Source organism: Sinorhizobium sp. 7-81 (assembly GCF_030124405.1).
Taxonomy (GTDB): Bacteria; Pseudomonadota; Alphaproteobacteria; order Rhizobiales; family Rhizobiaceae; genus Sinorhizobium; species Sinorhizobium psoraleae.
In genome coordinates this window covers 254,873-272,688 of sequence record NZ_JASKLT010000007.1, presented here as the reverse complement: position 1 = coordinate 272,688, position 17,816 = coordinate 254,873, and the positions used below count along the sequence as shown (strand labels likewise).

Sequence of the window (17,816 nt, the reverse complement as noted above, 5' to 3'; positions counted from 1 at the left end):
GGGGCGCCTTTAGAGGCTACGCTTGATGTTCCAGCGGTCGTGGTACCAGAGCCATTGGCCCGGATATTCGCGCACCCAGCTCTCTACCTTGTCGTTCAGCATCTGGGCCGTAGCATTGACGTCGACGCTGCCGTCGGCCCGGCGGGGAATCGTGATCGCCGGTTCGAGCTCCAGCCGGAAGCGACCGCCAGGCAGACGGATGCAGCGGGCGGGATAGACCTCGCAGTTGAACTGGCGCACGAGTTTGGCCAGCAGCGGATTGGTCTGCACGTCCCTGCCGAAGAACTTGGTCTTCAAACCCTTGCGGAACTTCTGATCGACCAGAACGCCCACGCCGCCGCCGCGCTCCAACTGACGGGCAAGCGCGAAGGAAGAACCGGCATGCGACGGCACGAGATTGCCCATCCGCGCCTTGCGGAACTCGAAGACCTTATCAGCCATGTAGGGATTGTTCGGCGGGCGGAAGAGAACCGTGACGTCCAGCCCGAAGGCTGAGCCCGCGACGGGCAGCATCTCGAAATTGCCGCTGTGGGCCGTGAAGACGATGAAGGGCCGCGGGTCGTCGCGCAAGTCCAGGAACAGCGGAATACCTGACACTTCCACCCTGCCCGGCTCCGGCCGATGAGGGTCGAAATCGAAGAGCTGGTCGAGGAAGACGTATTCCGCCGCCATGCGGCCCATATTGCCCCAGCTGTCGAGCGCGATCTTCTCGAGCTCCGCCTCGCTCTTTTCCGGAAAGGCGTTGCGCAGATTGGTGAGTGTCAGCTTGTAGCGCCCGGTCTTCGGGCCGATCCACCGGGCGACGCGATCCATGAAGTTGATCGCCGCGTCCGGCGGAAAGAGCTTAAGCACCGTCAGCAGCAGGAACACAAACTGCGCAATCAGCCATTGCCGAAAATGGTTGGCGGCCAGCACAAGCCTCGTGATCAGCATCCGCACGTGTTCAGTCCATCCGAAGGATGATCTTGCCGAAGACCTGTCGCGATTCCATCCGCTCCAGCGCCCGGTCGATATCGTTGAAGCCGACTTCGGTATCGATCACCGGATGCACGAGGCCGCGACCCATCTTCTGCATGGCGTTCGCCATGTTTTCCATGCGGCAGCCGAAGGAACCGAGCAGCTTCAACTGCTGCTGGAAGAGCATCATCAGGTTCATGTCAGTCGAGACGCCGGACGTCGAGCCGCAGGTGACGAGACGCCCTCCCCGCTTCATCGACAGCATCGAGCCTGCCCAGGTGTCCTTGCCGACATGTTCGAAGACAACGTCGACGCCCTTCTTCCTGGTGAGCTTGCGCACCACGCCCTCGAAGCGGTCGGTGCGGTAGTTGATGACATGATCGGCGCCGAGCGCCTTCGCCTTCTCGATCTTGTCGTCCGAACCGACAGTGGTGATCACCGTGCAGCCGATCTTCTTGGCAAGCTGGATCGCGGCCGTGCCGATGCCGGAACCGCCGGCATGGACGAGGATCGTTTCCCCGGGTTCGAGCTTGGCGTTGTCGAAGAGCATGTGTTCGACCGTGCCGAAGGTGACGGGTGCCAGCGCCGCACCGACGGCATCGACGCCCGGAGGCGCCGGAACGAGCAGGCGCGCCGGGAGGTTCACCAGTTCCTGCGCGAAACCGTCGAGGTGGAAGCCGTGCACGCCGCCCACATGTTCGCAGAGATTGTCGCGACCCTCGCGGCAGGGGCGGCAGAGCCCGCAGGTGCGTGCACCATAGATCGAGACGAGCTGGCCCGGCAGGACATTGGCGACACCTGGGCCGATGCTCTCCACCACGCCGGACGCTTCCGCGCCGATCACCAGCGGCATCTTGCGCTTGGCAAAGGCCATGCCACGCCATCCCCAGACGTCGATGTGGTTGAGCGCGACCGCCTTGACACGCAGCGTGACTTCGCCGGGACCCGGCGCTTCCGGCTTCGGAAGGTCGGTGATTTCAAGCTTGCGGTCATCGAGCAGTTGCAGGGCGCGCATGGGTGTTTCCTTTGCCGAAGACGGCATCGATTCTGAAAGTTTTGACGCGGGATGCGGGCGGAAAACCGCCCACACTTTTGCTCATCCCGCTCCATTCGTTATGGGCCGCGGGCTTACGCCGGCTCCGCCGTCATGACAAGGCTGGCGTTCTGGCCGCCGAAACCGAAGGAGTTCGACAGCACGGCGGTGACCTGCTGGCTGCGCTTTGCGTTCGGCACGACATCGAGCACGATCGCCGGGTCGGGATTCTGGTAGTTGATGGTCGGCGGCAGCGTGCCGGTCAGCATCGTCTGGAGCGAGAAGACCGCCTCGACCGCGCCTGCGGCCGTCAGCGTATGGCCGATCATCGACTTGTTCGACGAAACCGGAATCGTCGGCAGGCGCTCGCCGAAGACGGACGACATCGACAGATATTCCATCTTGTCGTTCTCCGGCGTCGAGGTGCCGTGGGCATTGATGTAGCCGATACCCGTCTCGTCGATGCCGGCGTCCTCAAGCGCGGCACGGATCGTCGCGATGGCGGGGCCGCCATCCGGCGACGAGCGCGTGCGGTGGAAGAGGTCGGCCTTTTCGCCGCAACCCTTGAGGATGCCGTAGACGCGGGCACCGCGGGCAAGCGCCGCTTCCAGCGATTCCAGCACCAGCGTCGCAGCGCCTTCCGCGATGACGAAGCCGTCGCGGTCCTTGGTGAAGGGCTTCGAAGCCTTCTCGGGCGGGTCGTTCTGGGTCGAGAGCGCGGACAGCAGCGAGAAGCGGATCAGCGCCTCGGCGCTGACCGAGCCGTCCGTTGCGACCGTCAAGGCGCGGTCGGTGCGGCCCTGGCGGATCGCCTCGACACCGAGCTGGATCGCCGTAGCGCCGGAAGCACACGCCGTCGAAAGCGTCACCGGCAGGCCGCGCGTGCCGAAGCGGTCGGCAAGGCGTTCCGAGATCGAACCGAAAAGCACCGCCTCGTGAAACACCGGATCCGCCTTCTGCCGCATCGCAGCAAGGAAGCGGTTATAGGCGTCGCCCGGCCGCTCGGACGGCGGCGAACGGTCCGCAAGCTCGAAGCGAGCGCTCCATTCCGGCTCGATCGGCGGGGCAGCCAGGAACAGCGGACCGTTGAAATCACCGGAAAGACCGGCCTGCGCCAGCGCCTCCAGCGTCGTTTCGCGCGCCATCGCATAGGAGCGCTCGACCGCATTTTCCGCCGGCAGTTCGATGAAATCGACGGTACCGCTGATGCGCGTCGAAAGCCCCTCGGTCGGGAAACGGGTGATCTTGTGGATGCCCGAAACGCCGCCGGAAAGCGCCGCCCAGTTGTCTTCCAGACCCTGGCCCAGCGAGGTGATAACGCCCATGCCGGTAACGGCGACGATCGGGCGGCCGAGATGATCCGTATATGCCTTGCTCATGGTGCGAGCCCCCTTATTCCGCGGAAAGCACGGCGATGCCTTCGCCGCGGGCGTGGCCGATGGTCGTCACGATCGCCGTCTTGGCCGGTGCCGTCATCGCGGCCTCCGCCTCGGGATCGAAGGGCGGAACCGTTGCGGCGTGGCCGAGGGAGAGCGCCGCGAGCGCCAGCCCCACCGGAAACTGCGCCTCGATGCCGTGTCCGACGATACCGCCATAGGCGCGAACGGGCCGGTGGGCGAGCTTCGTTTCGAGAAACGCCTTCTCGCGCCGTGCGAGATCATGGAAGCCGCTGGTGCCGGAAAAGACGACGGTCGACTGCGGCTCGAAGGCCGCTGCCGGTGCCGCGAGATCGGAGAGACGCGCCTCCAGCCGGCCGTCCTGGCGGCTGCCGCGATCGCCACCGATCGCCTCGATCGAGGCATAAATGCGGGCGCCCCGCGCCTCCGCATATTGCCGTGATTCGAGCACGAGGAAGGCGCCGACCGAACCGAGGATGAGGCCGCCGCCGTCCTCCGGCTTGCGCGACCAGATCGGGTGCCAGTCCCCGAGTGCGCAGCCCTGGATGGCTTCGATGAGAAGGATGATGTCCATGCGCTCGGCCGAAAACGCCCCGCCGACCAGCGTGTGGCTCGACTGGCCGGCCTTGATGCGAGCGAAGGCGGTTTCGAAGGCGGAAATGCCGGCCGCCTCCTCGCCCATGAAAGTGCGCGACGAGCCCGTCACCTTGTGGACGATGGAAATATTGCCGGCGAGCAGGTTGGAAAGCTGTGCAAGAAAGAGCGTCGGACGCAGTTCCGTCGTCAGCTTCTCGTTCAGGAGCTGCTCTCGATCGTTGCGCTTCAGGCCCTCGTCGACGATCAGCGAGTCGACGTTGATGTCGCGCTCGCCGCCGCCGGCCGCCACGATCATGTCCATGCTGCCGCAGGCTTCGAGATTGTCCTTCAGGCCCGCATCGTCGAGTGCGAGGCCCGCGGCGAAGACGCCGAGGCGCTGCCAGTTCTCCATCTGCCGCTGGTCGCCGCGTTTGGCGATCTGCTGCGACCAGTCAATCTCCGGCAGCGGGTGGATCGGATAGGGGGCGAAGCGTTCCGTCTCTATGCGCGCCTTCGGCGGCTCGGCGGCGCTCAAGAGCGCGACGTGCGGCTCAACACCGACGCCCTGGCTCGTCACGATGCCGACGCCGGTGATCACCACATCGTTTGGGGATTTCGTCATCTTCAGTTCTCCAAACCGGCCGTCGCGGCCATCAGTCCCAGTTCCTCGGCGCGCCTTCGAACGATATCGCCGAGCGGCACCTGATCGAACGGCATCGTCCTCAGCTTCAGTTGGGCATCGCATACCTTCTTGCCGCCCGAGGTGATCTTCGCCTTGGTCACTGCAAAGCCGGATCCTTCATGCTCCAGCAGCGCCTCGATCTCAAGCTCGGTGGAAGGCTCTACAAAGGTGCGCATCTTGGCGCCGTCGACCGACATCAGGAAGGGCATCGCCGCAAATTTCGTCGCGGCAAGCACGAGGAAGCCCGAGGCCTGCGCCATCGTCTCGATCAGGAGCACGCCTGGAACCAGGGGATAACCCGGAAAATGCCCCTCGAACACGGGGCTCTTTTCCGGAACGACGGATCGTGCCGTCAGGCGACCCGCAGCGAGATCGACCGTTTCGACGCGGTCGATCATCTGGAAGTATTCAAGGAGCATGAAGGCTGACCCCCGTTGGTTTCGGGCTCAAGTAAAAACGCCGATGCCGCCTGTCAAGCGCGGGACGCGACAGGCGGCATCGGTAAACGGAACGAACCGCGTCAGCGGAAGGTCAATCAGGCTCTAGATCACGTGATTTTGGTTGGAAAAACCAAAATCATAAACGTGATCGATTTCAACAAAGTAAAGCGGAATGCGGGCGGAAAACCGCTTCACACTTTTCCTCATCCCGCTTTGGCAGCCCGAAGTTCATCGATCTTCGCGCAGAGGTTCTTCAGCACGAAGTATTCCTCGGTCGAGACCTTGCCTTCGTTGACTTCCTGAGTCCACTGCTCAAGCGGGATCTTGATCCCGAATTCCTTGTCGATCGCAAAAACGATGTCGAGGAAGTCCAGGCTGTCGATGCCGAGATCATCGATCGTGTGGCTTTCCGGCTTGATCGTCTCGCGATCGATCTCGCTGGTTTCCGCAATAATATCGGCGACCTTGTCGAATGTTGCTGTCACGCGCATACCTCATGAAAATCGAGTCTTGGCGATCCCTATAGAAAAATGCACGGCAAAAGCCAATGCCTCTTGGCTTTTGCCGTGGTGATTGCCGTGGCGATTAAAAAAACGGTGTTGCTAAACGGCGACCGAATGCCGGCCGCGCCCGTTCGAAAGATGGGCGTCGAAGACGGCGGCGACCGAACGGGCGAAGGGCCTCCCGCGCGCCGTGAGCTTGAAGGCGCCAGCCTCGATCGTCGAGAGGCCATCGGTGTCGCGCGCACGGAACAGCTGTGCCTCGTCGATGACCGATGCGGCGGCCGCCGGGAATTCCGCCTCGATGCGAGCGAAGGAGAAGCCGAACTCGCACATCACGAGAGCGATCACCCGCGCCCGCAGTCGATCCTCCGGCGTCAGGGCGTAGCCGCGAAGAGCCGCAAGGCCGCCCTGCTCCACCTGGCGCAGATATTCCCCGGTCGCCGGCATGTTCTGCACGTAGCCCTCGCGGAACTGACCGATCGCCGACGCGCCAAGGCCGATCAGCGTTTCGGCCGTGTCGTCCGTATAACCCTGGAAATTGCGCCGCAACCGCCCTTCCCGGCTGGCGACAGCGAGCGAGTCAGATGGTCGCGCGAAATGGTCGATGCCGATCGCCTCGTAGCCGGCGGCGACGAGCATCTCAGCCGCCCGCGCCATCTGCGCATAGCGGGCGACGACGTCCGGCAGGCTCGCCTGCGGAATCATCTGCTGATGCTTTTTCATCCACGGCACGTGCGCATAGCCGAACAGCGCAACGCGATCGGGCTCAAGCGACAGCACGGCTTCGATGGTCCGCTCGAGCGTTGCCGTGGTTTGATGCGGCAAACCATAGAGCACGTCGCAATTGACGGAACGCACGCCGCGCGCCCGCGACGCCTCGATCGCATCGCGCGTCTGCTCGTAGGTCTGGATGCGATTGATGGCCTTCTGCACGACCGGATCGAAATCCTGGATGCCGAAGCTCGCCCGGGTCATGCCGATCGCCGCCAGGGCATCGTGGCGCGCCTCGTCGAGATCGTTCGGATCCATCTCGACGCTGATCTCGCAATCCTCGGTAAAGGTAAAATGCCGCGAGAACCGGTTCTTCAGCGCGATAAGATCATCAGGCCGCACGAGTGTCGGCGAACCGCCGCCGAGATGCAGCGCGGTCACGCGTGCGCCCGACGTCACCCGGTTGCCGACAGCCTCAATCTCCTGGTGGAGGCCCGCCAGATAAGCGGCCACGGGTTCGTAGCGCAGCGTGTGCTTCGTATGGCAGGCGCAGAACCAACAGAGGCGGTCGCAATAGGGAATATGCGCGTAGAGCGACAGGCTGTCGCCCTCGCCGATCGCACCGAGCCAGCTCTCGTATTCCGCGTTGCCGATTTCTCCGGAGAAGTGCGGCGCGGTTGGGTAGCTGGTGTAGCGCGGCACCGCCGCCGCATATTTCAGAACGAGTGCGTCTTCCATCTTTCTCTCCAAGAAGGGTGAAGGAGAGATAAGCGAGAGTAGCGCGGCCGCCTTTGATTTTGATCAAGTATACTCGCCAACTTCCGAAAAATTGACACTTCGCAATTTCATCTGAGACATAGTTTCGCGGTTCCGGAACTGGCACCTGTCAACTCTTGATTTGAGAACTTCAATCCTCTTTGGTTCCTTCAGCGCCGCGCGTCTTATCAGAAACGCAAAGGACGCTGTTACACAGTGGGGCACGGAAGAATTGCAAATCGTCAGCGAACATAGCCGCAAGGACATCCATAATTCGGACATCCCGGTCGTCTGCGCTGCATGCGAGGCGCGCCACGGCGGCGTCTGCAGTACACTCACGCCAAGCCAGCTCACCGAACTCAGCCGCCATTCGACCCGCCGACGCATCGATCCGGGCAGCGAGATGGTCGGCCAGGGCGAAGCGACCAACAATTATGCGAACATCATTCGCGGCGTGGTGAAGCTCAGCAAGATGCTCTCCGACGGTCGCCAGCAGATCGTCGGCCTGCAGTTCGCACCCGACTTCATGGGCAGGGCCTTCACTCGCGAGAGCGCACTGAGCGCGGAAGCGGCAACCGGCATCGATATCTGCGCCTTCCCGCGCGCCGTCGTCGAGCGGCTGGTCGCGGAAGCGCCGGGGCTGGAACATCGGCTGCACGAGCAGGCTCTGAAGGAGCTCGACGAAGCACGCGACTGGATGCTGACGCTCGGCCGCAAGACCGCGCAGGAAAAGGTCGCGAGCTTCCTCTACCTCATCGCCACTCACATCGATCCGGAGCATGGCAATGCAACCGAGTTCGACCTGCCGCTATCGCGCGCCGATATCGCAGACTACCTCGGTCTCACCATCGAAACGGTAAGCCGCCAGATCACCAAGCTGCGCAAGGACGGCGTGATCCGCGTCGAGAACAGCCGGCGGGTCATAGTGCCCGACGTCGACCGACTGATGCGCTTCGCCGGTATGGATTAACAGCACGGCGCGTTGGACCGCGAATCGAAGCTCTATTTGAAGATACCTTCCACGGCCAAGCGCGGATCGTCGAGAAGGATCGCGTCCGGTGCGATCTGTCGTAGCCGTTCAAGCCCTTCCCGATCGACCAAGCCGACGGGAAACGGCGGGTACTCGGCACGAGGGACCATCCGCGGCTGACCAACCATCACGGCAAGGCGCATGCCGGCGTTACGCACGGCGGTAGCACGTTCGGCGGTCGCATCGCCCTGCCACAGCCTGAACCAGCTTGCGCCCGCTCGCCGCGCCTCTGGTGCGGAATCTGGCTGTTCCAGGAAAGCAAGAACAGCGATATCCGCCATGATGTCCTGCGCGGCACCGATAAGTCCGATGTCACGCAATCCAAGCAGAGTTCGCTCGACCGCGTCCATGAACGCGATTTCGCCGATGATTTGCGAAAGATGCCGTTCCTCCGTCAGCTTGACGTCGAGCAGAAGACCAAACGGATGAGAGGCAGCCAGGGCATCGCTTAATGTCATTACCGCCGGCAGCAGGCTGCGGAGTGTTGCTAGATCGATCTCGGCCACGGCACGCGTGTCACCGCACAGCCGCCGAAGATCGGCATCGTGCATGCAGACAAGGGCTCCATCACTTGTCCGGCGGACATCGGTCTCGATGGCATCGGCGCCGGCCGCCGCTGCCGCTTTGAGAGCTCCGACAGTATTTTCAGTGGCGAGAGCCGCACCGGCGCGATGGGCGATGATGAGCGGCTGGCGTTTGCATTGCTCGGTCCACAATGAGGTCATCACATCTGATATAAGCGGGGATCAGACAAAACAGAAGAAATTCAGAACAGCAATGCTACCAGCGCTGCGGCGGCAAAAGCCAGTGTCATGGCCGAGCAGGCTCCGTAGAAGACGGAAACCGCGGCATCGATATCCTCCGGGATCGCGACCGCTCTTCCGGGTTCGTTGATCATCGGCTCGTCGACCCTCACGCCGCCATAGGTCCGCGGCCCAGCCAACTGGATGTCGAGTGCACCCGCCATTGCCGCCTCGGGCCATCCGGAATTCGGCGAGCGATGGAGGCCATGGTCGCGCAAGGCAACGGAGATGGCGTTGCGCGCCGCCTCGATGCCGCGATAGAGGCGCGCGCCGGCCGCAACGAGCAGGATCGAAAGCCGCGCGGCAGGCCAGTTGGCAAGGTCGTCCAGCCGTGCGGAAGCCCAGCCAAAATGCAGATATTTCGGGCTCTTGTGGCCGATCATCGAATCCGCCGTGTTCAGCATCTTGTAGGCGAACAGACCCGGAAGCCCGGCGACTGCGTACCATAGGGCGGGCGCCACGACGCCGTCGGAGAAGTTTTCAGCAAGGCTCTCGATCGCTGCCCGGCAGACGCCGGGCTCGTCGAGCGTCTTCGGATCACGACCGACGATCATCGACACCGCCGTCCTGCCGCCTTCCAGCCCATCGCGACGCAGACCTTCCGCCACGCGCATGACATGTTCGCCGAGGCTCTTCTGGGCGAGAAAGACCGCAACGAGGAACGCTTCCAGCAGGAAGCCAATGGCACCCAGTGCACCGAACAGGCGGTTAAGAACGACGCCGACTACGATGCTCGCCATCAGCGGGAGCAGGATCGTCGCCAAGCCCCGCATTTTCAGGGCGCCCGCTCCCGCACTGCCGCGGTTGAGCGCCCGATCGAAAAGCCCGATCGCCTTGCCGAAAAAAACGACCGGATGCGTCACGCGCGACCAGAGCCAGTCGGGATCGCCGACGAGACGGTCGATTATCAGCGCAACGATGAGGATGAGGAAAATTTCAGCCGTCATTTACACACCTGTCCGCTGCAAGGCATCGGCGAGGCGCCGATCACCGTTTTCGTCCGGGGTGAGTCCGATCCTGAGCCAGTGCGGGTTGTAGTCGAACCTGCGGGTCAGAACGTGCACTTCGCAGAGCGCGGTATGAAGCTCGTAGGCGCGCTTATTTTCGATTAGGGTGAAAAGCCCCGTACCGCCCGCGATCTTCAGACCGGCCGTGCGGAGCACCGCGTCCAGTCCGGCCTTGCGCGCGAGAATGCCTCTCGCAATCGCATCGGTGTCGCCTTCCATGAGTTTCGCGGAAATGGCAAGCGCCGGGCCGGAAACCGCCCAGGGACCGAGCCATTCGCCGAACGCCCTAAGCACGGGAGCGCCGGCAGCGACGAAGCCGAGCCTCAGGCCTGCGAGGCCGAAAAACTTGCCGAAGGAGCGGAAGACGATGAGGTTGTCGAAAGCGGCGGCGTATCGGGCGACGCTCGCATCCGGCTCAAGATCGCCGAAGGCTTCGTCGACCACGAGCAGGCCCCCATGCGCTTTCATGGCCTCGGCCATCCCAAGAATTTCCTCCGGCAGGAAGAGCCGCCCAGTCGGATTGTTGGGATTGACGACCACGGCAAGGCGATGCGCCGCAGTGAGATCGTCAGCGCGCTCCACGGAGTCGACCGCTATGCCGGCGACTGCGAGCACGCGGGCATATTCGCCATAAGTCGGCGCGAATACGGCGGCGCGCTTGCTCGTCCCCACCAGTCGCGGCAGCAACTGGATTGCCGCCTGGGTCCCGGGCACCGGCAGGGGCATGATATCGCCGGTTCGGTAATAGCGGCTCGCAGCCAGTCGCGCTGCCTCTTCGACATAGCGGTCCGGCAGGCGATGCCAGATGTGCGGGTCGATCTCCGGCAGAGAAACCGGGCACGGGTTGATGCCGGTCGAAAGATCGAGCCAGTCGCCCGGCGTTCCACCGAAACGCGCGGCGGCCTCGGTGATCCCGCCGCCATGAAGGATGGGAGCGGTCATCGCCTGTCCGCGAGATCGATGAGATGCATGAAGGAGCCGGCGACATTACCGCGCCGGAGGCCAGCATGGCCGAGATCGACACCCGCGGCATCACGGACCGCGAAGAGCGGTTCTGCCGCCCCTTCGGAGACAATCGTCGCATAATGGAATTCGTGCGCCGTCATCGGTCCATCGAAAAATGCGTTGTCGAGCGGCGCGACGCGCCGGTATCCAAGATGCCGCTTGCGCTCTGCAAAGCTGGTCACCAGCGGCAAGAGGCCGAGCATTTCGTAACGCCTGCCATCCGCTGCGACAAGCCCCTCGCCGAGGGTCATGTAGCCGCCGCACTCCCCGAAGATGCGCGCGCCTGCCTCCGCCGCGTCCCGCGTGGCCTTGCGGAACCGCGTCGCCCCGGCCAGTTTTTCGGCGTGCAGTTCGGGATAGCCGCCGGGCAGATAGATGGCATCGGCGCCGCTCTGGGGCGCTTCGTCCTGAAGCGGCGAGAAGAAGGAAATTTCCGCGCCCTGCCCGCGCCAACCGGAAACGAGATGCGCGTAGTAGAAGGCGAAAGCCACATCACGGGCGATGGCGATTCGCTGGCCGAGCGGTTTCAGCGTCGTGGTTTCGGCTTTCACCGGCTGTGGCGGCGGGGGTGCTGCGGCGCGCAGAATGGCATCGAGATCGCAATTGGTCTCGATGAGATCCGCGGCATGATCGATGAACGGCTCCAGACCCCCGTGCTCGCCCGCCTGCACCAAGCCCAGGTGACGCTCCGGCAGTTTCAGCGTGCCCTCATGCCGAAGCACGCCGAAGATCGACACGCCGGCACGCTCGAGCGCATCGCGCAGCATCATCTCGTGGCGATCGCTGCCGACCTTGTTTAGGATGACGCCGACGACGCCGATATCGTCGCGGTAGTCCGCGTAACCGCGAACCAGCGCCGCGACCGAATGGGACAGACGGGCGCAATCGACGACCAGGATCACGGCAAGGCCGAGCGTCGCGGCAAGGTCCGCCGGCGCCCCGGTGCCGTCGGCGGCGCCATCGTGAAGACCCATCATCGCCTCGACGACAAGCCTACGCCCGTCGGCGGCCGCCTGCGCAGCATTGGCGACAAGCAATTCGGGGCGCATCGCCCAGGGATCATAATTGAGACAGGGTTCACTGCTTGCCGCGGTGTGGAAGGCGGGATCGATATAGTCGGGCCCTGCCTTGCCGGGCGCAATGGCGATGCCGCGCCGCCTCAACGCCCGCATCAGCCCGAGCGTCACCGTCGTCTTGCCCGACCCGGAGCTCGGGGCAGCAATCAAGAGACCGCTCATGCGCGATCCCGGAGAACGCGGTTCGCGAAGGGATCGGTCGCGAGCACGCGGCCATCACGTGCCCCCAGCCAGTCGAGAGCCGCGCGCAGGCGGACGACCTCGCCGACAACGACGATTGCCGGTGGCTCGAGGCCGGAGGCCGCGACATCGGCTTCGGCGCGCGAAAGCGTGGTCTCCAGCACCACCTGATCGGGCGTCGCGGCATTGCAGACGAAGGCCACCGGCTCCTCCGGCGAGCGACCGCCGGCGATGAGATTGGCTGCGATCTGGCCGATATGCTTCATCGCCATGTACATGACGATCACCGGCGAGCCCTTGGCGATGCCTTCCCAATTGATCCGGTCCGGAACGACGCCGGAGGAATCGTGCCCGGTCAGGAATGTGACCGCATGATTGACCTCGCGGTGCGTCACCGGAATGCCGGCATAGGCAAGACCGCCGATACCGGCGGTGATGCCCGGAACGATGCGGAACGGTATGCCGTGCTCGACGAGCGTCAATGCTTCCTCGCCGCCACGGCCGAAGACGAAGGGATCGCCGCCCTTGAGGCGGAGCACGCGGTTTCCGGCGCGCGCCAGTTCGACGAGGCGCAGCGAGATGTCGCGTTGCTTTGGCGAGGGTTTGCCGCCGCGTTTTCCGGCAAATTCGAGCGTTGCGCCGGGCTTCGCGAGCTTCAGGCAATCGCCGTTCACCAGCGCATCATGGACGATAACGTCGGCCTGGCACAGGGCATTGGCGGCGTGCAGCGTCAGAAGGCCAGGGTCACCCGGGCCGGCGCCGACCAGCCAGACGGAACCGGGTTCGAGTTCGGGCAGGCCGGCGAAAAGTGCATCCGTCATTGCATAATCCTTGAGGTTCTGCGGGACTGCAGACCTGATTCAACCCGCGAGGCAGGTAATTTATTTTCATAGAAATCGACGACAGAGCATTGAATCTGCTCATCAAATGGCACCCGCAGATCACTGGACAACGCCATCAGGTGGCCCCCGCGCGCTTCGTCCGGATGGCAATCCTGCCGGCAACACGCGCGGGACCGGCGATGGCCGCCGTCGCGCGGGCCGAACGGATTTTCGGCACGATCAGAATTGCATCCAGACCTGCTCCGGCAAGTGCCGCGCCTTCCGCCACGCCGTGGCAGCCGGTATGGGCAAAAACGATCTCCGAGGGATTCTGCAATCGCGCCGCCTCCGCCTCCAGCGTCGCGGCGTCGAAGAAGCGCACGGGCACGGAAAAATGACGGCCGGCGGCATGGATCGCCGCCTCATCGGCGCGGGCATCGAGCGAGGCGACAAGCTCAATCTCTTCCTTGCCGGCACCGACTTCGGCAAGCGCCCGTTCGGCAAGCGCGATCACTTCCTCAGGCGCGGTGTTCCGCTCGCAGCCGAGGCCAAGGACAAGCTTGGTGGTGGTGACGGTTGGTCCATTGACCGAAGGCATCTGCTGTGCGGCTCCCCTGCAGCGCCGCGCATCCGCCTCGATACGCAAGCTGCTCCTTGATTTGCTGCACGGCTTCCCGAGCCATCCGGGAATGCATGCAGCGGTCGGCGTTCCATACGAAGCGCCGGCCTGGGCAGATACCCGCACCGGTCTGGACAGCACCGGATCAGGCCCCCTGCATGGGTCGGCCGCACCGGACGCTCTTACAGTCCGCTCGAAACGGACGCCGTCGCATGATTGTCATTTTTACCGGAGCCCATCCGGCCGGTCAAACCGGATTGCGCCATCCACGTGTCGTAATCGGCGCGGAAGACTCTGCGTCTGCCTGAGGCGACGGACACCCTCACCCTTTGCATTTCCCCGCCAGCTCTGACACAAGGCGGAAACAACTCCGCTGCCACTCCGCTTCCCGAGCTTTCCGTGCACGATCTCGCCCTTCACATCCTGCTCTTCCTCTTCGCTGCCGCCTTCATTGCGGGATTCATCGATTCGATCGCCGGCGGCGGGGGGATGATCACCATTCCCGCCATGCTGATCGCGGGCATTCCGCCGCTCGAAACGCTCGGCACCAACAAGCTGCAATCGCTCTTCGGTTCGGGTTCCGCAAGCCTCGCCTATGCGCGATATGGCCATGTGAGCCTGAAAGAGCAGCTGCCGATGGCCGCAATGGCGGCGCTCGGCTCTGTCCTCGGCGCGCTGCTCGCGACGGTCGTTCCCGCCGACGCGCTCAAGGCCGTTCTGCCCTTTCTGCTCATCGCCATCGCCGTCTATTTCGGTTGCAAGCCCAACATCGGCGAGGTCGAAAGGCACCACCGTACCTCGAAACTCACCTTCACCCTCAGCTTCGTACCGCTCATCGGCTTTTATGACGGCGTCTTCGGTCCCGGCACCGGGTCCTTCTTCATGCTTGGCTTCGTCACGCTCGGCGGCTTCGGTATCATCAAAGCGACGGCCCACACGAAGTTCCTGAACTTTGGCTCCAATCTTGGCGCCTTTTTCGTTTTCCTTGCCTATGGCGTGGTGCTCTGGAAGGTCGGCCTGACGATGGGCGCCGGTCAGTTCCTCGGCGCCCAGGTCGGCTCGCGCTTCGCGATGGCGAAGGGCGCGAAGATCATCAAGCCGCTGCTCGTCATCACCTCGATCGCGTTGGCGATTCGGCTGCTCGCCGACCCGGCGCATCCGCTACGGATCTGCCTCGGCATTTGAGGTCGCCCTCCAGACCCGCCGACCTCCGCTACCACTCGAGCAGTTAACTAATCCGAAAGGCTGAGCTTGCCGCGATTCGCCGGCCGTGGTTCTATTGCCTTCGAGTGGGGACTCAAAACGATGACCGAGGCTGGGGCGAGCTACTTTGCCGGGGGTTGCGTGATGCCCAGCATTGCTGCGGCTGGCGCCACCCCTGACGTGCTTTTTCTCCTCCGCGTTCGCCGGACCGCAGGGCTTCTCGCCTCTGCGGCACTGATGCTCGCTAGTTCAGCGTACTTCGGCTGGCACCACGTCGTGGACGCCTATGTCTCGATCGCGGCGGTTCTTCTGTTCTCGAATTCTTTCTCTGCACACAACTTGAGACAAGCTCAGGGTCATCCGCGATGATGGAATTGCTAGGCCTGAAGTCGATCCTGATCATCGCGCTGATTTTCATTCCTCTGGAGCGACTGCTTCCGCTTCATCCGGAACAGAAGGTGCTCCGCAGGCACTGGCTCAACGACGTGATCTACCTCTTCTTCAACGGAATCCTGATCAAACTCGGTTTGCTCCTTGTCGTCGGCTCGCTGATGATCGCCATACGGGTGATGGTTCCGGAAGAAGGCCTGCCGGCCTATGTGCAAGCGCAACCGATCTGGCTCCAGGCGATCGAGGTGATCCTGATCGCCGACTTGGGATTTTACCTCGCGCACCGAGCTTTCCACGCCGTTCCCTTGCTGTGGAAGTTCCACGCGATCCACCACAGCATTGAGGAAATGGACTGGCTTGCCGCACATCGCGTCCATCCGGTAGACCAGATCGCGACGATGACGGCATCGCTTTTGCCGATATTTGCGCTTGGATTCTCGGACTCCGCGGTCGCGATCTATGCCCTCCTCTACCAAGCGCAATCGCTGTTGATCCATTCAAACACGCGGATCAGTCTCGGCCCGTTCAAATGGCTGTTCGCCTCGCCGCAGTTCCACCACTGGCACCATGCGAACGAGCGCCAGGCATTTGACAAGAATTTCGCGGGGCAGTTGTCATTCATCGACGTGTTGGCGGGCACCCTCTACATGCCCTCGCGAACGCCGACTGCCTATGGCACCGATGAGCCGGTACCGCCACTTTATCACCAGCAACTCGCCTATCCGATCAAGATGCAAACACACCGAGCATCGACATCTGAGGCGCAAATCTCGGAGAAAACACGCTGATGAGCGACAGGCTCGAAGACCTGATCGGCAAGGGTTTGATCATTGTCGTTTTCTTTTTCTTTGCCGTCCAACAGGGTGCGGCGATCATGGTGATGATCGATCATCGCGAGACCACCGATTATTGGGGGCTGGCTTTTACTTCGCGTGCCCTGGGCCTGCTGTTCCTTTGCATGGTCGTGTGTCTTACGCTGATCCGCCTGCCGTCGCGACGAAATGCAGAAGGCGCAGAGCCGCGGCTAAGTGCTCTCGCCGGCACATTCATCCTCATGATCATCCCTGTCTTACCCGGGGGCTCGATCGGACCAGGTCTGCTGCTCTTTTCCACTGTTCTTGTCGCAGTCGGGTTCGCGCTGTCCATCTACTGCCTGTTTTGGCTTGGTCGCTCATTTTCCATAATGGCGACCGCGCGAGAATTGGTCACTGGCGGCCCCTACGCGATCGTTCGGCATCCGCTCTATGCCGCCGAAGCCGTCAGTGCTGTGGGTTTTCTGATCGCCAACTGGTCGCTTGCGGCATTCGTGGTTGGCGCGGCCCACTTCGCCTTCCAATTCCGGCGAATGTTCAATGAAGAACGCGTGTTGCGGGCTACCTTTTCCGATTATCCCGATTATGCCAGCAGGGTGCCGATGCTCATTCCGCGACTGTCGAGACCGATCCCGGGAACGGAACGAGGGTGACGACGGTCCCAACCCGAGGCGAGGATGGCCAAAATCATACAGTAATCCAAAGTGATACAGCTCGCGTCTGATTAAACGCGGGGCGTTAGAATACCGCGAGCAGCAACGCGCCGGCGGCAATCAGGCCGACGCCGAGCCAGTTCATCGGGTTGAGCTTCTCGCCGAGGAAAAGTACGCCGAACATGGCGACGAAGACGATCGAGAGCTTGTCGATCGGGGCGACGCGAGCGGCATCGCCGAGTTTCAGGGCGCGGAAATAAGCAAGCCAGGAGGCGCCGGTGGCAAGGCCGGAAAGGGCGAGAAACAACCATGTGCGCCCCGGAATCTCCGCAGGCTTTTGCCATTGCCCGGTCGCGGCGACGATGCCGACGAGCACCACGAGGATCACGACCGTGCGGACAAGTGTCGCGAAGTCGGAATTGACATTCGCGACACCGACCTTCGCGAAGATGGCAGTGAGCGCCGCGAACGCGGCTGAAAGCAACGCCCACAACTGCCAGCTTTGTGCCATCAGAATTCGACACCCTTCTGCGCCTTGATGCCGGAGCGGAAGGGATGTTTGACGAGTTCCATCTCGGTTACCAGATCGGCAATCTCGATCAGGTCTTCCTTGGCGTTGCGGCCGGTCAGGACCACATGCGTCATGTGCGGCTTTTCTTCCTTGAGGAAGCGCACGACGTCGGCGACGTCGATGTAATCATAGCGCAGCGCGATGTTGATCTCATCGAGCAGAACCATGGAATTGCGCTCGTCGCGGATCAGTTCCTTGGCCTTTTCCCAGGCCTTCTCAGCCATGGCCACGTCGCGGGCGCGGTCCTGCGTTTCCCAGGTAAAGCCTTCGCCGAGCGTGTAAAACTGGCAGAGATCACTGAAATGCTTCTCGATGAGGTCGCGTTCGCCGGTGTGCATGGCGCCCTTGATGAACTGCACGACGGCGCAGGGCATGCCGTGGGCGATGTGGCGGAAGATCATGCCGAATCCGGCGGTCGACTTGCCCTTGCCCTTGCCGGTGTGGACGATGATCAGACCCTTTTCGTCCGTCTTCGTCGCCATGATCTTCTCGCGGGCGGTCTTCTTCTTCGCCATTTTCATGGCGTGGCGGGCTTCGTCCTTTTCCGGCGCAACTTCGCCGCTATTTACCGTTTCGTCGCTCATCGTGATC

General features: G+C 62.9%; 19 protein-coding genes. 4 read left to right on the top strand and 15 right to left on the bottom strand.

Annotated elements, in window-relative coordinates; all coding sequences use genetic code 11:
• Positions 1-9: 9 nt before the first annotated feature.
• The 7 genes from QN224_RS23010 to hemN all read right to left on the bottom strand — a co-directional run bounded on the left by QN224_RS23010 (position 10) and on the right by hemN (position 7,037).
• Positions 10-933, bottom strand: a complete 924-nt coding sequence (locus tag QN224_RS23010) for a lipid A biosynthesis lauroyl acyltransferase (RefSeq protein WP_283978508.1) — start codon at positions 931-933, stop codon at positions 10-12.
• A gap of 10 nt (positions 934-943) precedes the next feature.
• A complete protein-coding gene (locus QN224_RS23005) occupies positions 944-1,972 on the bottom strand; it encodes a zinc-binding dehydrogenase (RefSeq protein ID WP_283978507.1) in 1,029 nt (342 codons plus the stop codon).
• Between the two features lie 113 nt (positions 1,973-2,085).
• Positions 2,086-3,369 (bottom strand): beta-ketoacyl-ACP synthase, encoded by a 1,284-nt coding sequence (locus QN224_RS23000; protein WP_283978506.1) that lies wholly within the window; start codon positions 3,367-3,369, stop codon positions 2,086-2,088.
• Positions 3,370-3,382: 13 nt separating this feature from the next.
• Positions 3,383-4,585 carry a beta-ketoacyl-ACP synthase gene (locus QN224_RS22995; protein ID WP_283978505.1) on the bottom strand — a complete coding sequence of 401 codons (1,203 nt, stop codon included), beginning with the start codon at positions 4,583-4,585 and terminating at the stop codon, positions 3,383-3,385.
• Positions 4,586-4,587: 2 nt separating this feature from the next.
• Complete coding sequence (locus QN224_RS22990; RefSeq protein WP_283978504.1) at positions 4,588-5,064, bottom strand: 3-hydroxyacyl-ACP dehydratase FabZ family protein; 477 nt, start codon at positions 5,062-5,064, stop codon at positions 4,588-4,590.
• Between the two features lie 224 nt (positions 5,065-5,288).
• Positions 5,289-5,576, bottom strand: a complete 288-nt coding sequence (locus tag QN224_RS22985) for an acyl carrier protein (protein ID WP_010969581.1) — start codon at positions 5,574-5,576, stop codon at positions 5,289-5,291.
• Positions 5,577-5,687: 111 nt separating this feature from the next.
• Positions 5,688-7,037 carry an oxygen-independent coproporphyrinogen III oxidase gene (hemN, locus tag QN224_RS22980; RefSeq protein ID WP_283978502.1) on the bottom strand — a complete coding sequence of 450 codons (1,350 nt, stop codon included), beginning with the start codon at positions 7,035-7,037 and terminating at the stop codon, positions 5,688-5,690.
• Between the two features lie 250 nt (positions 7,038-7,287).
• Here hemN and QN224_RS22975 point away from each other — a divergent pair, with 250 nt between their 5' ends.
• Positions 7,288-8,025, top strand: a complete 738-nt coding sequence (locus QN224_RS22975; protein ID WP_269284013.1) for a Crp/Fnr family transcriptional regulator — start codon at positions 7,288-7,290, stop codon at positions 8,023-8,025.
• Between the two features lie 32 nt (positions 8,026-8,057).
• Here QN224_RS22975 and QN224_RS22970 read toward each other — a convergent pair whose 3' ends face one another.
• The 6 genes from QN224_RS22970 to QN224_RS22945 all read right to left on the bottom strand — a co-directional run bounded on the left by QN224_RS22970 (position 8,058) and on the right by QN224_RS22945 (position 13,575).
• A complete protein-coding gene (locus QN224_RS22970; protein WP_283978501.1) occupies positions 8,058-8,810 on the bottom strand; it encodes a glycerophosphodiester phosphodiesterase family protein in 753 nt (250 codons plus the stop codon).
• A gap of 41 nt (positions 8,811-8,851) precedes the next feature.
• Positions 8,852-9,835 (bottom strand): adenosylcobinamide-phosphate synthase CbiB, encoded by a 984-nt coding sequence (gene cbiB, locus QN224_RS22965; RefSeq protein WP_283978500.1) that lies wholly within the window; start codon positions 9,833-9,835, stop codon positions 8,852-8,854.
• Entirely contained in the window at positions 9,836-10,837 is a 1,002-nt protein-coding gene (gene cobD / locus QN224_RS22960) for a threonine-phosphate decarboxylase CobD (RefSeq protein WP_283978499.1), read from the bottom strand.
• Positions 10,834-12,138 carry a cobyrinate a,c-diamide synthase gene (locus QN224_RS22955; RefSeq protein ID WP_283978498.1) on the bottom strand — a complete coding sequence of 435 codons (1,305 nt, stop codon included), beginning with the start codon at positions 12,136-12,138 and terminating at the stop codon, positions 10,834-10,836. Before QN224_RS22955 ends, cobD begins: the two co-directional genes overlap by 4 nt.
• Positions 12,135-12,977 (bottom strand): uroporphyrinogen-III C-methyltransferase, encoded by an 843-nt coding sequence (gene cobA, locus QN224_RS22950; RefSeq protein ID WP_283978497.1) that lies wholly within the window; start codon positions 12,975-12,977, stop codon positions 12,135-12,137. Before cobA ends, QN224_RS22955 begins: the two co-directional genes overlap by 4 nt.
• Before the next feature lie 136 nt (positions 12,978-13,113).
• Complete coding sequence (locus QN224_RS22945; RefSeq protein WP_283978496.1) at positions 13,114-13,575, bottom strand: cobalamin biosynthesis protein; 462 nt, start codon at positions 13,573-13,575, stop codon at positions 13,114-13,116.
• Between the two features lie 420 nt (positions 13,576-13,995).
• Between QN224_RS22945 and QN224_RS22940 the strand changes: the two genes are divergently transcribed.
• The 3 genes from QN224_RS22940 (at position 13,996) to QN224_RS22930 (ending at position 16,654) form a co-directional block, all read left to right on the top strand.
• Positions 13,996-14,781, top strand: coding sequence for a TSUP family transporter (locus QN224_RS22940; RefSeq protein ID WP_283978495.1), 786 nt, complete (start codon positions 13,996-13,998; stop codon positions 14,779-14,781).
• A gap of 383 nt (positions 14,782-15,164) precedes the next feature.
• Entirely contained in the window at positions 15,165-15,977 is an 813-nt protein-coding gene (locus QN224_RS22935; RefSeq protein ID WP_283978494.1) for a sterol desaturase family protein, read from the top strand.
• Positions 15,977-16,654, top strand: a complete 678-nt coding sequence (locus QN224_RS22930) for an isoprenylcysteine carboxylmethyltransferase family protein (RefSeq protein WP_283978493.1) — start codon at positions 15,977-15,979, stop codon at positions 16,652-16,654. Before QN224_RS22935 ends, QN224_RS22930 begins: the two co-directional genes overlap by 1 nt.
• A gap of 85 nt (positions 16,655-16,739) precedes the next feature.
• Here the strand turns inward: QN224_RS22930 and QN224_RS22925 are convergent, their stop codons facing one another.
• A complete protein-coding gene (locus QN224_RS22925; RefSeq protein ID WP_283978492.1) occupies positions 16,740-17,165 on the bottom strand; it encodes an EamA family transporter in 426 nt (141 codons plus the stop codon).
• On the bottom strand, positions 17,165-17,809 hold the full coding sequence (gene cobO / locus QN224_RS22920) for a cob(I)yrinic acid a,c-diamide adenosyltransferase (protein WP_283978491.1): 645 nt from the start codon (positions 17,807-17,809) through the stop codon (positions 17,165-17,167). Before cobO ends, QN224_RS22925 begins: the two co-directional genes overlap by 1 nt.
• Positions 17,810-17,816: the final 7 nt, after the last annotated feature.

Coding starts and splice junctions, on each gene's coding strand:
- QN224_RS23010 (WP_283978508.1), bottom strand. CDS start 933: ATGCTGATCACGAGGCTTGTGCTGGCCGCCAACCATTTTCGGCAATGG.
- QN224_RS23005 (WP_283978507.1), bottom strand. CDS start 1,972: ATGCGCGCCCTGCAACTGCTCGATGACCGCAAGCTTGAAATCACCGAC.
- QN224_RS23000 (WP_283978506.1), bottom strand. CDS start 3,369: ATGAGCAAGGCATATACGGATCATCTCGGCCGCCCGATCGTCGCCGTT.
- QN224_RS22995 (WP_283978505.1), bottom strand. CDS start 4,585: ATGACGAAATCCCCAAACGATGTGGTGATCACCGGCGTCGGCATCGTG.
- QN224_RS22990 (WP_283978504.1), bottom strand. CDS start 5,064: ATGCTCCTTGAATACTTCCAGATGATCGACCGCGTCGAAACGGTCGAT.
- QN224_RS22985 (WP_010969581.1), bottom strand. CDS start 5,576: ATGCGCGTGACAGCAACATTCGACAAGGTCGCCGATATTATTGCGGAA.
- hemN (WP_283978502.1), bottom strand. CDS start 7,037: ATGGAAGACGCACTCGTTCTGAAATATGCGGCGGCGGTGCCGCGCTAC.
- QN224_RS22970 (WP_283978501.1), bottom strand. CDS start 8,810: ATGACCTCATTGTGGACCGAGCAATGCAAACGCCAGCCGCTCATCATC.
- cbiB (WP_283978500.1), bottom strand. CDS start 9,835: ATGACGGCTGAAATTTTCCTCATCCTCATCGTTGCGCTGATAATCGAC.
- cobD (WP_283978499.1), bottom strand. CDS start 10,837: ATGACCGCTCCCATCCTTCATGGCGGCGGGATCACCGAGGCCGCCGCG.
- QN224_RS22955 (WP_283978498.1), bottom strand. CDS start 12,138: ATGAGCGGTCTCTTGATTGCTGCCCCGAGCTCCGGGTCGGGCAAGACG.
- cobA (WP_283978497.1), bottom strand. CDS start 12,977: ATGACGGATGCACTTTTCGCCGGCCTGCCCGAACTCGAACCCGGTTCC.
- QN224_RS22945 (WP_283978496.1), bottom strand. CDS start 13,575: ATGCCTTCGGTCAATGGACCAACCGTCACCACCACCAAGCTTGTCCTT.
- QN224_RS22935 (WP_283978494.1), top strand. CDS start 15,165: ATGATGGAATTGCTAGGCCTGAAGTCGATCCTGATCATCGCGCTGATT.
- QN224_RS22930 (WP_283978493.1), top strand. CDS start 15,977: ATGAGCGACAGGCTCGAAGACCTGATCGGCAAGGGTTTGATCATTGTC.
- QN224_RS22925 (WP_283978492.1), bottom strand. CDS start 17,165: ATGGCACAAAGCTGGCAGTTGTGGGCGTTGCTTTCAGCCGCGTTCGCG.
- cobO (WP_283978491.1), bottom strand. CDS start 17,809: ATGAGCGACGAAACGGTAAATAGCGGCGAAGTTGCGCCGGAAAAGGAC.